Genomic DNA, 14,137 nt, shown 5'->3' with positions numbered 1-14,137 from the left:
GAGTTTGGCCGAGCCGCCATCGATCCCATAGCTCCTGCTTCTGTGACGAGGACAACCCCGGCCTGCCCATACGTGCCATTACAAACCTCCAAATGAATATTGCTATATCAAATGGTGTTGCAGCGACCCATTGAACTCACACTATGATACTTTAATCATAGAATGATTTTGTCCTTTCATTCAACCGGGAGCCCCGCCGGAGCCGCGCCAGAACAATCATGACTATCTTGCAAGCAAAAAACCCGCCTGGATCATTCCAGACGGGCTTTCACCGCGCTGAAAGGATATTTGCATTCGAATGCATCTTTGATATGGCTTCTGTCCAATCAGGGAGCCGGCATGGACCATATTCAGGCAGCAAAAGAGATTGTCAGACGTCACTGCGAGGCGTTTGATGAGGCCACGGACGACCAACTCGAGGAGATTGGCGGCAAATCGCTGTCAGATCGTTTTTTCTGGCGTGGCATGCACCCGTTTTACGAGATTGAAGGTGCCGCAAGCGTCATCCAGACGTTCTGGCGTCCGTTGCGGCGGTCGCTCACGTCCCTGCAGCGACGCGAAGACATTTTTTTCGCCGGAGAGAATGATGTCGATGGCGGCGCCAGCGTCTGGACCTGTAGCATGGGCCACTTCATGGGCCTGTTTGATAATGATTGGCTGGGAATTCCCGCAACCGGCCGCATGGCCTTCCTCCGATATGCCGAGTTCTTCAAGATTGAGAACGACGAAATCGTCGAAAGCGCCTTTTTCTGCGATCTGATTGGTCTTATGCATCAGGCAGGGTGCTACCCTCTCCCCCCAATGACAGGCTCAAACTTCGTGTACCCCGGCCCCCGGACACATGACGGTCTCCAGTTTGGTCCGGTTACGCCGGACGAAACGATCGCAACACTGGCACTCGTCAATCGCATGATCGAGGACCTCAGCTCCATCAATCACATGGACGACTATCTTTGTCCCCCGGACCTGCTAGCGCGAACCTGGCATGATGACATGATCTGGTATGGCCCATGTGGAATTGGTGCGAGTTACACGATCACCCGTTATCAGGAGCAGCACCAGTATCCATTCCGGCTGAACCTGACAGACAAGACCTATAACGGTCATGTCGCGCGTATTGCGGAGGGCAAGTATTGTGGCTTTTTCGGCTGGTCTAACCTCCGCAATCGGAACAAAGGCGGTTTTCTCGGCCTGCCTGCGGCGCAAGAAAGTGCTGAAATGCGGATCGTGGACATCTATCGCCGGCATGAGGACAAGCTCGCCGAAAACTGGGTATTCATCGACTTGCCGCACTATTTGGCCCAGCAGGGGCTCGACGTGTTCGCCAGGCTGAAGGAATTGCGCCGGTTGCCTGCCTGAGACTTAACTTCTCGGCTCAGGGAGATCGAGGTCGAAACTGATGGCGGCGCCCCTGATCAAAAACACACTGCTGGTCCCGGCCAAAAGCGACAGTCCGGGATCCATTGACACCTCATGGGCGATCCAGAATACGGTACATCCGATCAAGGCTGCGGTCGCATAAATATCCTCCCGAAGCAGCATCGCTTTTTCGCCGCAAACAATGTCGCTGATGAGGCAACCTGCAGTCGCCGTCACTGTCCCCATTATACTCACCACAACCAAGCCATGACCAAGGCTAAGCACCTTGGCCGCCCCGACAATCGCAAACAGGGACAAGCCAGCAGCATCGATCCAGACTAACGATTTCAGGCGGGACCCGAAACCGGGGGCCAGGAACGCAGCAATCCCCCCAGAAAGGCGAATGCGAGACTGACATTGTCCGTCAACCAAAAGACCGATTGATCCAGCAACAGATCACGCAACGTGCCGCCGCCAATTGCGGGAAGGAAGGAAACTACGATAATACCAAACAAATCCATATCATGCCGGACAGCAAGGAGCCCGCCGCTCAAGGCAAAGATGAAAACGCCACCAAAATCGATCAGGCGGAGTAGCAGTTCCGGATCGATCAGCACTCAACCACATTCACTGCAAGTCCGCCCTGGCTGGTCTCCTTGTATTTTGACGACATATCCAGTCCTGTCTGGCGCATGGTTTCGATAACCTGATCCAGAGAGACTTTCATCGGTCCAGTCGAATGCATCGCGAGCCTCGCAGCATTGACTGCTTTGACTGCGCCAATGGCATTGCGCTCGATACATGGAATTTGCACGAGACCGCCGACGGGATCGCATGTGAGGCCGAGATTATGCTCCATGCCGATCTCTGCTGCCTGGGCGACCTGTGAGGGCGAGCCCCCCCAGACTGCTGCGAGCCCACCTGCCGCCATTGAGCAAGCCACGCCTACCTCTCCCTGACAGCCCATTTCGGCACCTGAGATCGACGCCCGCTGCTTGTAAAGCAATCCGATCCCTCCGGCGGTAAGGAGAAATGTCCGCGCCTTGTCGGGAACACCGTTCTCGGCCTTGCAATAATGTCGAATGACCGAAGGTATAATGCCCGCCGCGCCATTTGTTGGCGCCGTTACAACCTGACCACCGGCCGCGTTCTCTTCATTGACCGCCATGGCATAGACGTTGAGCCAATCGAATAACTGTTCTCGTTCATTCGATACGGCAGAACTTTTCAGTGTTTGCCAGAGTGCGCTAGCCCGGCGGGATACTTTCAGCCGGCCCGGCAAAAGCCCATCCGAGGCAAGTCCACGATCAATACACGCCATCATGACATCGGTAATGCGATCAAGACGTGCCAGCGTTTCGTCGCGCGGCCGCATCGAATCCTCATTCCCAAGGACGATCTCACACATGGGCAGCGCGTGTGCGCGGCAGAGGTCGAGCAGTTCCGCAGCAGACGAAAATGGCCAGCGTACGTCATTGCCGCTCGAAACCAAATCGTCCGGCGCAGGTGTTTCGAGCTGACGGCGCGACGCAATGAAGCCGCCGCCTGTCGAAAAATAGTCGCTTGTGCGGATGATATCTCCCGCTTTGCCATAGGCTGTCAGGCGCATGCCATTCGGGTGCAGGTCAGATACGGTATCGTAGTCGAACACGATATCCCTGGCCGGATCAAAGGTGATCAGGCTTTCGCCCATGAGGTTGAGCTGGCGCGTCGCATGCACGGCAGCTACTGCGCTATCAGCGATTTCCGGTTCGAGTGTCTCGGGGTCAAAGCCAAGCAAGCCGAGCATCACCGCCTTCGGGGTCGCGTGCCCTTCCCCTGTGAACGCAAGAGAGCCGAGGAGCCGGACTTCGATCCGAGCGACAGGCGCAAGCCCTTCATGGCCATGAAAGCCTGATATGAAGCGATTCGCGATCCGGATCGGCCCCACGGTGTGCGAGCTCGACGGACCGATTCCGACCCTGAAAATATCAAGAATTGACAACATGCGCTGAGCTTCTCCGACGATTGGGATTGATTTTTGCATTCGAATGCATTTTATGTCTTTTAGGCCCAACGAATGGAGATTGGCAATAGCATGACTAACCCGAGGATTATGTTTCTTCCCGGTTTCATGTGCGACGAACGTCTGTTCGCTCCGCAGATTCATGCACTCAGTTCAGACGGCTTCGACTGTCGGGTAGCAACCTATGGGAACGCTGCCTCGATTGAGCGGATGGCCAAAACCGTTCTGGATCAGGCGTCCTGTCGGACTGCCCTGGTCGGTTTATCAATGGGCGCGATCGTGGCGCTTGAGGCCTATCGTCAAGCACCAGGGCGGATCACACACTTGGCGCTCCTCAATACGACCGCTCGGGCGGACGCGGCCGGTACGGTCCGGAATGCTCAACTCAAACGCGTTGTCGCCGGGGGCCTCAAAGCGGTACTGCGTGACGAGTTGAAGCCTCAGTATCTCTCGGTGTGCAACCGGACGCCTGACCGTATGACCCTTCTAGAGGCGATGGGACTGGACCTCGGGAACGAAGCCTTTGTTCGGCAAACAATGGCACTGACAATCCGGAACGCCGCGTTCGACCTATTGCCCCAGATCCATTGCCCGACACTTGTTCTGGCCGGCAAAGACGATGGTGTGTGTCCTTTGGATCGTCATACAGAGATGACAGATGCGATACCCGGCGCTGTTCTTATTATCGTCAACGACTGCGGTCACATATCTACACTCGAGCAGCCTGAACACGTAACCGACGCTCTGCGCCAGCTCTTGAAGAGGCCTTCGGTCCGGCTGACCCGAAACGGCAAGGCACAACTCGAACTCGTCAAATCGACAGCTAGATTCGAATGCAAAAACTGACCAAGACGCAATTGGCAAAGGGAGATCCCATGTCGGATACAATGACTCATGACACAACCCGCGCAAGCAGCCGGATTATCAGGTATGATGAACTGAAGCCCTGCTTCAACGCATTTATCGATACGAGAACGCCGGGTTCGGACAAGAAAGAAAATTTCACCATCATTGGGCCCGGTGTTTCCGAAAATCCGGAGCAGTTCGTTCACATGGCCGAACCGCATGGCTTCAACATTGGGGGTGCCCGACAACCGCCTGGTTGCACCAACTCGCAGCACAGCCACAACACAGCTGAAGTCTTCTATGTCCATTCCGGTCACTGGCGGTTTGATCTCGGCGAGCATGGCGAGGATGCTCAGGTAGCCTTGTCACCGGGCGACCTCATCTCCATTCCAACCTGCGTCTTCCGCGGGTTTACAAATATCGGGCAAACACCCGGCTTTCTGTGGGCTGTGCTTGGAGGGGACGATCCGGGCCGGGTGCTCTGGGCTCCTCAAGTATTTGATATGGCCAGTTCCTACGGACTAGTATTGCTTGACGACGGCTCACTGATCGACACCGCACGTGGCGAGACCATCCCAGAAGGCAAATCTCCCATGCCGGTTACGAGCCGCGCACAAGTCGAAACGCTTAAAACCTATTCCAAGGATGAACTCGAAGCATGCGTGGCCCGCGGCGGCTCGCAAGGCCCAAGGGGGTCTTTCGACACGCTGAGCGGAGTCTCGGAAACCCTGCTCGTTGGCGCCGGCCGAATGGACTGGCCGCATGGGTTCCGGATCTCTGAAATTGCAATAAAGCCGGGCGCCGCCATCCCAGCCTATCGTCTTGATGTGGCGGACGTCTGGTTCGTGCAAAGCGGAAATGCCATTGTCAAATTGCAGGGTACGACCACCATTGTTGGCCCAGGCGACACAATGACCTTCCCGCGGCACGAGCCTCGCTCTATGCGCAACGCTGGCGACGAACCGGTTCGCATGGTCGCCGTGCGCGGCGGTGACGCCGAAGCCTCCCCGCTCTGGTCATGACAGAACAGCTGGCCGGAAAGATCGCGCTTATTACAGGCGCGAGCCGGGGAATCGGGCAGGCGATCACTGAGGCACTGCACCTACACGGCGCGACAGTGGTTCCCGTTGCCCGGCCGTCAGATGATTTTGACGCGTTGTGCGAGCGCCTTGGGGGACGCTGCATTCCATACAAAGGCGACGCGACATCGAATGACCTACTTGACTATATCGACGCCATGGAACGGCTCGACATCTTGATCAACAATGTCGGAACAAATGTCCCCAAACCCATGAAAGCGGTCGATGATGCCACGCTGGACCTCATGCTGGATCTCAATGTCCGAACGACGTATCGACTCTCGCGCCATGGTACGGGCCGCATGTCACAGGGTGGCCGTGTAGTGAACATTACATCTCAAATGGGACACGTAGGTTCAGCCAATCGCACTGTCTATTGCATGACCAAGCATGCGATCGAAGGATTGACCAAGGCGATGGCGGTCGAGCTTGCTCCGCAAGGCATACGCGTCAATTCAGTAGCGCCTACCTTTGTGGAGACCCCCATGACTGCCCCCATGCTCGCGGATCCGGATTTCTCGGACTTCGTCCAACGTATGATCCCGCTTGGTCACGTCGCCAACACCATGGATGTCGCTCGCGCCGTGCTTTATCTTTGTGGCGAGGGCGGAAACATGATTACCGGCCATAGCCTCCTCGTCGACGGCGGCTGGACTGCACAATAGAAAGCACAATAGAAAGCACAAAAGATGGTTCGCCGGATTACACACGTCGCAACAACCGACATTTCGGACATGATGAACTCCGGCACGGAACGCCGGATGGACCTGCCGGGATTCGACCCAGAATTTGTGGATTTCCCACACTATATCATCCGGATCACCGAACGGATCTGGCATGACCGAGACGTCGCTCTGTGCCTGAAATGGTATTCGGATGACTGCGCTATCCATACTTTGGCCGGCGACATCGCAGGGGCACAGACCGTCGTTGACAATACCTGGGCAACACTCCGAGCGTTTCCAGACCGGCGCCTCGATGCGGACAATGTCGTCTGGTCAGATGAGGGCGACGGAAAATTCTATTCCTCTCATTTGATTGCGTCGAAGATGACAAATGAGGGAGACAGCGAATTCGGCTCGGCAACCGGAAAGAAGGTACGTGTTCAAACGATTGCTGAATGCCTCTGCCGGGATAACAAAGTGATCGAGGAGTGGCTCGTGCGCGATAATCTCGCGATCGTGCAGCAACTTGGATTCAGCGCGGATAAGATCGCGAAGCGTCAGGCCAAAGCGGACACGGAAACTGCATTCAGTCTGCTGGCCTTCCATGCAACGAACCGAGCTCAAACCCGCGCATCCCAAGGAATCACGGCCGAACCGGGGTCTGCCGCGGAGTGCGCGATCAGGCGGATACGCGCGCTCTGGCCAGAGCGCGACATGAAGACGGCCGCACGCCTGAGTGATTTCCGGGTCGATGCCAGCTATCCTGGTAATTCCCGGCTCTACGGCCCGGACCAGGTGTCTGATTGGATGGCGCCTATGCTCGAAGCCCTGAGTGATATCCACTTATCGATCGATCACGTGGCTGAAATTCCGTATCTGGGCGATGCGCGAGATGTATCACTTCGCTGGTCAGTAACGGGCACACATTCCGGGTCAGGCCGCTATGGTCCGGCGACCGGTGCAGAGGTTTACATTCTCGGCGTGTCGCACTTGCGGGTTATGAATGGGCGCGTGCGGGAAGACGTCTCCATCTGGGATGATCTTGCCTTGCGGCGACAGATCGAGACGGCCCGGCTCTGAGCCGGCACTAGTCGGCAAATTCCGGACCAAGCGTTTGGCTGCGCCCAGACAGGTCCTAGAATTGATCTCGGACGGTCCGTGACATTTGTTCTGCTCCGTTCAGCAACAATGCGTGATCAGAGCTGAGCAGGAAAAACGTCGCCCCCATCGCTTGCCATTTAGAAATCTCGCTGAGATCACCCGTGAACATGCCGACACAGGCTCCGGCTTTTTGTCCGCGCCGGCAAATCTCCTCAACCGCTGCGATCACTTTAGGATCATTCGGTCCATCTGCGCCCAGCGAAACCGATAGGTCGGCGCGACCGATGAAAAAGGCATCAATGCCAGGTGTCGCAAACAGGTCATCCAGATTGTCCATCGCCTGCGCGTCCTCTATCTGAGCCACGACCACCGTCGCGTCTGCGCTCAATCGCTTATGCTCGGACATGCTCCGGGCCCCATATCCCGCCGCACGTGTTGACCCGGCATATCCTCTTCCCGCACCATAATGTGAGTTCGCCACCAGCTCGCTCGCGTCCACTTTCGAAATTACATGGGGCGCAAGTATGCCGGTCGCCCCGCAGTCAAGGGCATTGAGAATATGTTCGGGGCTGCTTGCCTGAATACGCACAAGGCTCGGCATGCCTGCATGTGTCAGCGCATGGACACATGCATCGATATCGCGGCGATCAAACGGCGAATGTTCTGCGTCGATGCAAACAAGATCCAGACCACTTCTCCCCAACACTTCGCAAATCATGGAAGAGGGCGTTTTCAGAAAGGTCCCGACGAGAGGAGAGCGGGCCTTCAGGCGTTGCTTCAAACTCATGACCACAGCCGCCTTGAAGCGCGCTCTGCGCCGTCTGCGAGCGCAGCAAGCTTGGCATAGACAATATTTTCATCGACCGGACCGAACCCGGCAAAAGTTGAAAAACCGCAATCTGTTCCTGCGATCACACTCTCGCGCCCGACAATGTCTGCGAAGCGCTCAATTCTTTGCGCGACAAGTTCAGGATGCTCGATAAAGTTCGTCGTAGAGTCGATACATCCCGGGATCAGGATCTTGTCCTTGAGTGTACCTGCCTGCTGGGCATCTGCCACCGCAGTCCATTCATGCCCATGGCGTGGATTGGCGTTCTCAAACAACAAGCCCTGAGGCTTGGCCTTGACCGCAACAGGTAAGACGAGATCCATCGGCGCATCGCAATGGTGCGGCCCTTCATAATTTCCCCAACAAACATGCATTCGGACGCGGTCAGAAGGAACGTTGCGCAACGCATGGTTCAACACTTCGACATGGCGCTCGATGCGGGCAATATAATCTTTCTCCGGACGGTCCTTGAACATCATGTGGCGCCCAAGCCCAAGGTCCGGGCTATCGAGTTGCAGGATGTGCCCGGCAGCAACAATAGCTTCATATTCCGGGCGCATAGCTTCGGCGAGGGCCTCGAGATAATCATCATCTGTTGGATAGTGGTCGTTTGGCTGGAACAGCGCAATGACACCTGGACTGGCCGCATTCATGAAACTGTCGGCGCAACCCGCCCCGTTAAGCGCCTTGTCGAAACGTGCAAGATCGTCCTCGAGCGGCGCCATGCTCTTGACCACAATCTCACCGACGCAACGCGGCCGACGATAGGACGGCGTTCCGCCACCTTTTGACTGGCGCTCAAGAAAGCTCGGAAACGCTTCGAGATCGGCAGGCGTACGACGCGGACTGTCGCCGTCAAAACCCGTTATCCGATCCTTGATATAGGTCGCATAGGAGATCTTGCTCATTTCGCCGTCCGAAATGATGTCGACCCCTGCCTCGAACTGACGCCTGACAGCCTCAGCAACAGCTACCTCAAGCGTTTCATTAAATCGGGCCGTATCAATTTCTGCACCGCTCTCATGTGCGAAGACGAAATCTGTGACGGCCTTCGAGCGAGGAAGACTGCCGACATGCGTAGTCAGGATTCGATCGGTACTCTGTCGCATAACGCCTCCAAATTTGCATTCGGATGCATAACCTTTTTAGGGCGCTTTCGCAATGGAACCGCCTTCGATCAGGGCGCCTTCAAAGACCCGCTTCTCGTTGGATTGATCAGGTGATTCAACCCGGGCTGCGATCATATTGACCGCAGCATGGGACATGCGTCCAATGGGCTGGCGAATCGTGGTCAGCTCATAGCTGGCGAATTGCGACACGCCGGTGCCATCAAACCCGGCCACCGACAGGTCATCGGGCACTTTCAGTTCGAGAACAGCCCGCGCCTCATCCATGCACCCAAGAGCCATCATGTCATTGACGCTGATGATGGCTGTCGGCCGGTTGATGCCTTCGCCATACAATTCCTGTAGGGCCGCCCCTCCGCTTTCATAGGTAAAATCACCCGTGGCCTCGCGGATGTTCGAAATGCCGTGGCGTTTAAGTGCTTCTCGAACGATCCGGGAGCGCTCCTGGCTGACCATATTGGCCGAAGGACCTCGGATCAGACCAAAATCCCTGTGTCCGAAGTCGACAAGTTTTTTGATCAGGGCGTGTGCCTGAGAGGTCGGATCGCAATAGACGACATTGGTCGGCCGATCTACGAAATAGCGATTAAAGAACACAACAGGAATGCCACGCTTGTCGAGAACATCGAATTGCGACCGAGACAGATGCGACGCAGATATGACCCCATCGACCTGAAACCGCCAAGCCTGTTCAATGACCGTTTCAGCCTCTTCTTCGCTGTCCAAAGTGAAGAGCAGAACACGCAGGCCGACCTTCGAAAGCTCCTCAGTCAATCTAAACAGAACTTCGGGATAATAAAGGTTGAGGCGTCCAGAAACGAGCACCGCCACCAGGTTCGACCTTTGGGTTATCAGTCCGCGGGCGATTGCATTCGGCTGGTATTCGAGCTCTTCGGCCGCCTTCATCACCAGCTCCCGCATCTTTTGCGAGACACTTGCGCCGTCTTTGAAGCAACGCGACACGGCAGACTGCGAAACACCGGCGAGGCGCGCCACATCATAGGATGTCGCACGGCGCCCCTTGATCAGGGGCAGGATATCCGCGCTCTCGTCAGGCGGGCTGTTTTTCTGCCGGTTGCTGACCATAACGCCTCACTCGAATGTCTGCCTGTTCCTTGTGACCTGCAAATCCTTCCAATGCGCAGAGGCGTGAACAATATTCCCCAACCATTACAGAGGCTTCGCGCGTGACACGTTGATAGGTGCAAGTCTTGATGAACTTACCGACCCAAAGCCCTCCTGTATAGCGGGCGGCTTTCATCGTTGGCAAAGTGTGGTTCGTTCCTATCACTTTGTCACCATAAGAGACGTTGGTTTCCTGACCGAGGAACAGGGCCCCGTAATTGGTCATGTTATGCAGGAAATAGTCCGGATCCCGGGTCATCACCTGTACATGTTCTGACGCGATATCGTCAGCGACCTGCACCATCTCTTCATAGGAATCACAGACGATAACCTGGCCATAGTCTTCCCAGGCCTTGCCAGCGACTTCTGCGGTCGGCAGCCAATCAAGCTGGCGTTTCACAGCGTCCATGGTCCGAACGGCGAGGTCTTCGGAATTGGTCAAAAGGATCGCCGGTGAATTTGGCCCATGCTCGGCCTGACCAAGCAGATCAGCAGCGCAGAAGTCTTCATCCACACTCTCGTCAGCAATGATCAGCGTTTCGGTTGGACCCGCAAACAGGTCGATGCCGACCCGCCCGAACAGCTGGCGCTTTGCTTCGGCCACAAAGGCGTTTCCGGGCCCGACAATCATATCAACAGGCGCGATTGTCTCGGTACCAATGGCCATGGCGCCGATCCCCTGAACACCACCAAGCGTGTAAATCTCGTGAGCCCCTGCCAGATCCATTGCAACCACGATTGCGGGGTGCGGGCGACCGTTGAAAGGCGGCGCCGTCGCAATTATGCGGGGAACGCCTGCGACACGCGCTGTCACCACACTCATATGCGCAGATGCGATCAGGGGATATTTGCCGCCAGGCACATAGCAGCCAACCGAATTGACGGGCACGTTCTTGTGACCAAGCGTTACGCCAGGCAGTGTTTCGACCTCAACATCCTTAAGCGCGTCGCGCTGAACCCGGGCGAAGTTTCTGACCTGTTCCTGAGCGAACTTGATGTCGCTGATCGCCTGTGCGTCGAGTTCTTCATAGCAGGCGTCGATTTCAGCGCGTGTCAGACGAAAGCTCTGAGGACTCCATTTGTCGAACCGCTCCGAAAGCTCCCGGACCGCCGCATCGCCGCGCGCATCGATACCTTCGAGAATTTCCTCGACGGTTCGACGGACCTGAGCGTCTGCTTTCTGTTTAAGATCAGGATCAATGCCATTCTTTAGCCAGCGCGCCATAACAAAATTCTCCTCTGCTACGGGCGCAGATACCGAATTTTGCATTCGAATGCAATATTTGATTTCTAATGCCTTCCAGCGCCTCCCGACGCCATGAGCTGACGCATCTGCGCAAATACGTCGAGGCCGAACTGATCGAGAACATGGAGAAGATCAATACTGACCCAGTTCTCCTTCAGCAGGTCGCCATCCCTTCGCCACCAGTCCATGACACGCATTGATACGTCCTTGCCGGTCGGCGGCAGCCCCAGCCAGCCGCCTCCAAGATGACTGCCCGTCATGTGCGGCCAGCCTCCGGTGGCAACATACAGACCCTCTGCAACGAGGCTCTTTGTCCTGTCGACTCCGCGCTTTGGAAATCCTTTGAGAAAAGGCCCTTGATGATGGGCCCGAAATCCCGAAAGACCGCGGCTCGTTCCAATACCAGCCGGCCCGTACCACATGAAATCAGGGTGCCAGTAGCGCTCCTGGTCCATGCTGAGCAAGGATGCGCCATCGAACCGCATCAACCCATCAATCATGTTGCGGACGAGCGTGATGGATCGCTGACTCTCGGTAGGATCTGCCGAATGGTCGAGACCGTCCTGGCCGGCGGGCGCAAGAACCAATCCCGGCGATCCAAGACTAGGGCGCAAGGGACAGACGCAAGCCTGCTCCATCGCGGCGATGAAATCGAGAATAATATAGGCTTCCGCGATGCGTCCGGCCTCAACCCGAATGAGTTCGCCGAAGCGAAGATAGAGCGTGCGCCCGGTCGGCGGTATGCCGAGGAACGGTTGGCGAAAGGTCCCGACAAGATATCCGGTCGAATTGACCCAGTCGCCCGCCGCGCCGTCACCATCCATTGCCGCGCCGTCATAGGGCCCGGCGACCCTTACCAAAGGGCGGTACTCGACGTCCGGGAGCGCTTGGAGGATCGGGTCCCAGAACGCTGAGAACACGCTGTCTGCGCCGAGATGATCATTGATCGGGTGCGACGCACACCAGATCACATCCTCAGCCAGAAGCGCCCGCGCAGCATCCTTGTCATTTCGCATCAGGGCATCATAAAACCGGACGATCGTCTCAACTGCCTGCCGTCTCATATCAGCGCCCTCCCAATGTTCCAAAATAAGCCAGAAACGCGATCGTCAGCGCAAAGAACCCGAACAGGGCCCAGCAAATCCGGTCGACGCGACCTGGCGCAAGGAACCAGCCATCCTGCGTGTCAGGAAGTCCCTGCTCCCGAAAGCGGCGCAATTGTCCAGGCACGGTCTGTTCGGGCCATTCGGGTTGAAATCCATCGATCAGGACGCTTGCGGTCCAGGACACGATCACATTGATCGTCGCTCCAATCACGACATACCAGGGCCAGGCAATGGAAGGCGGTGTCCAGGCGACAAAGGGGATGCCCGCAACGACAAAATAGAGACCCACAAACCCGGCGGCGACGCCAATCAGAAGACCGCGCTCGGTTGTATGGCGAGACAAGAATCCAAGTCCGAACATCGCCAGTTTGGCACCGACAAAATAGGATGCAACCTGACTGAGCCGCTCGAGAATCGATCCGCCGCTATTAATAAACGCAAAGGCTACTGGAACGGCGACGCCCGCCCAGACAAGCGTAAACAAGCGCGACGCCATCAGGCAATGTTGGTCGGTTGCATGCCGGTTGAAGAAGCGCTGATAGAAGTCGGTCACGGAAACAGTGGCCAGCGAATTAAACGCTGAGGATAGGCTCGACATAGAGGCCGAGAGTACAGCCGCGGCAATAATTCCCATGAGACCCGGTATCGCAAGCGAGTTGGCGAAAACGAGAATGATCTGGTTCGGCTGGTCGAAGGGCTCACCTTTGAAATACACAAACAGGAGCGCGCCTATGAAGAAAAAGAGGAAATAGATGAAGAAGGCTGCAAATCCCATCATCAGATAGGACTTCTTCGCATCCCCGATCGTCTTAGCGGCCAAGGCGCGCTGAACCATCATCTGGTTGGCACCATAGACGGTGATATGAAACAGGGTCATTGCAAAAACCCCGGCCCAGATTGTCGGCGCAACAGAAAAATCAAGTTCGGTCCGGATAGGATTCAATTTTCCCGCTGCCGCAAGCGTCGCGAACGCGTCTGTCAGGGATCCAATATTTTGCAGCAAGCCCCACAGGATAACGCCTGCGCCTACAAACAGGATAACGCCTTGCAGCACGTCCGTCCAGATCACGGCATTCATGCCACCAAGCAAAGTATATACAAGCACGATAAGCGTCATGCCTATAATCGCGAGGTGCACATCTACGCCCGTCGCATAGGTGATGACGACAGCTGTCGCCGTCAGGATGGATGCCGTTGTTATCGTCTGGGTAAGAAGGAAGAGAGCGGCCATGACCGACCGAGACGCGACGCCGAAGCGCCGCTCAAGATAGTCATAAATCGAGGCGACGCCACTATTGTAGAAGAATGGCAGAAAGACGACGACGACAACAAAAATCACAAGCGGATAATTCACGTGAATGGCCAGCGCCGCCATGCCATCACCATAGGCCCAGGCTGGCCCACCCAAAAATGAAAGCGCGCTGACATAGGTCGCGATGACGGAGATTCCGATCGCCCACCATGGCGCCGACCGGTCTCCGATCTGATAATCTTCAGCCGATTGAACCTTGCGGCTCATCACATAGCCGAGCGCCAGATTGCCAGCCAGATAGATGAGGACGATCGCCCAATTCAGCGCGCCGAAATTCGTCATCGTCGTCCTCCCCTTCCGAAATGCGTTCGATGCAAACCCCTATCCGGACCTGGCG

General features: G+C 56.3%; 14 protein-coding genes. 5 read left to right on the top strand and 9 right to left on the bottom strand.

The window, feature by feature from the left end; translation table 11 throughout:
* Positions 1-339 precede the first annotated feature (339 nt).
* Positions 340-1,359 (top strand): nuclear transport factor 2 family protein, encoded by a 1,020-nt coding sequence (locus tag ACESNB_RS09655; RefSeq protein ID WP_373006685.1) that lies wholly within the window; start codon positions 340-342, stop codon positions 1,357-1,359.
* A 3-nt stretch (positions 1,360-1,362) separates the two neighbouring features.
* Here the strand turns inward: ACESNB_RS09655 and ACESNB_RS09650 are convergent, their stop codons facing one another.
* Genes ACESNB_RS09650 through ACESNB_RS09640 form a run of 3 tightly spaced genes read right to left on the bottom strand, consistent with a single transcriptional unit; the run spans position 1,363 to position 3,346 of the window.
* The gene (locus ACESNB_RS09650; RefSeq protein ID WP_373006683.1) at positions 1,363-1,791 is read right to left on the bottom strand and encodes a TRIC cation channel family protein; all 429 of its coding nucleotides are present in this window, start codon (positions 1,789-1,791) and stop codon (positions 1,363-1,365) included.
* Complete coding sequence (locus ACESNB_RS09645) at positions 1,707-1,976, bottom strand: trimeric intracellular cation channel family protein (RefSeq protein ID WP_373006681.1); 270 nt, start codon at positions 1,974-1,976, stop codon at positions 1,707-1,709. The genes ACESNB_RS09650 and ACESNB_RS09645 overlap by 85 nt, the downstream gene beginning before the upstream one ends.
* Entirely contained in the window at positions 1,970-3,346 is a 1,377-nt protein-coding gene (locus ACESNB_RS09640; RefSeq protein WP_373006679.1) for an L-serine ammonia-lyase, read from the bottom strand. The genes ACESNB_RS09645 and ACESNB_RS09640 overlap by 7 nt, the downstream gene beginning before the upstream one ends.
* 72 nt (positions 3,347-3,418) lie before the next feature.
* Here ACESNB_RS09640 and ACESNB_RS09635 point away from each other — a divergent pair, with 72 nt between their 5' ends.
* The 4 genes from ACESNB_RS09635 to ACESNB_RS09620 are packed head-to-tail and all read left to right on the top strand — an operon-like array spanning position 3,419 to position 7,034.
* Entirely contained in the window at positions 3,419-4,210 is a 792-nt protein-coding gene (locus ACESNB_RS09635; RefSeq protein WP_373006677.1) for an alpha/beta fold hydrolase, read from the top strand.
* A 29-nt stretch (positions 4,211-4,239) separates the two neighbouring features.
* Positions 4,240-5,232, top strand: coding sequence for a cupin domain-containing protein (locus ACESNB_RS09630; protein ID WP_373006675.1), 993 nt, complete (start codon positions 4,240-4,242; stop codon positions 5,230-5,232).
* Complete coding sequence (locus ACESNB_RS09625; RefSeq protein WP_373006673.1) at positions 5,229-5,954, top strand: SDR family NAD(P)-dependent oxidoreductase; 726 nt, start codon at positions 5,229-5,231, stop codon at positions 5,952-5,954. The genes ACESNB_RS09630 and ACESNB_RS09625 overlap by 4 nt, the downstream gene beginning before the upstream one ends.
* A gap of 24 nt (positions 5,955-5,978) precedes the next feature.
* A complete protein-coding gene (locus ACESNB_RS09620) occupies positions 5,979-7,034 on the top strand; it encodes an ester cyclase (protein WP_373006671.1) in 1,056 nt (351 codons plus the stop codon).
* A 55-nt stretch (positions 7,035-7,089) separates the two neighbouring features.
* Here ACESNB_RS09620 and ACESNB_RS09615 read toward each other — a convergent pair whose 3' ends face one another.
* The 6 genes from ACESNB_RS09615 to ACESNB_RS09590 form a co-directional block, all read right to left on the bottom strand.
* Positions 7,090-7,842 (bottom strand): HpcH/HpaI aldolase/citrate lyase family protein, encoded by a 753-nt coding sequence (locus tag ACESNB_RS09615; protein ID WP_373006669.1) that lies wholly within the window; start codon positions 7,840-7,842, stop codon positions 7,090-7,092.
* The gene (locus ACESNB_RS09610; RefSeq protein ID WP_373006667.1) at positions 7,839-8,993 is read right to left on the bottom strand and encodes a cobalamin-independent methionine synthase II family protein; all 1,155 of its coding nucleotides are present in this window, start codon (positions 8,991-8,993) and stop codon (positions 7,839-7,841) included. The genes ACESNB_RS09615 and ACESNB_RS09610 overlap by 4 nt, the downstream gene beginning before the upstream one ends.
* Before the next feature lie 36 nt (positions 8,994-9,029).
* Positions 9,030-10,097, bottom strand: coding sequence for a LacI family DNA-binding transcriptional regulator (locus ACESNB_RS09605; RefSeq protein WP_373006665.1), 1,068 nt, complete (start codon positions 10,095-10,097; stop codon positions 9,030-9,032).
* Positions 10,063-11,361: a histidinol dehydrogenase gene (hisD, locus tag ACESNB_RS09600; RefSeq protein ID WP_373006663.1), complete on the bottom strand. Its 1,299-nt coding sequence runs from the start codon at positions 11,359-11,361 to the stop codon at positions 10,063-10,065. Before hisD ends, ACESNB_RS09605 begins: the two co-directional genes overlap by 35 nt.
* A 65-nt stretch (positions 11,362-11,426) precedes the next feature.
* Positions 11,427-12,446 carry an ester cyclase gene (locus tag ACESNB_RS09595; RefSeq protein ID WP_373006661.1) on the bottom strand — a complete coding sequence of 340 codons (1,020 nt, stop codon included), beginning with the start codon at positions 12,444-12,446 and terminating at the stop codon, positions 11,427-11,429.
* 1 nt (position 12,447) lies between these two features.
* Complete coding sequence (locus ACESNB_RS09590; RefSeq protein ID WP_373006659.1) at positions 12,448-14,082, bottom strand: sodium/solute symporter; 1,635 nt, start codon at positions 14,080-14,082, stop codon at positions 12,448-12,450.
* Positions 14,083-14,137 lie beyond the last annotated feature (55 nt).

The sequence above is a fragment of the Hyphomonas sp. genome (assembly GCF_041689225.1).
GTDB lineage: Bacteria > Pseudomonadota > Alphaproteobacteria > Caulobacterales > Hyphomonadaceae > Hyphomonas.
This window is presented reverse-complemented; position numbering and strand designations above follow the sequence as displayed.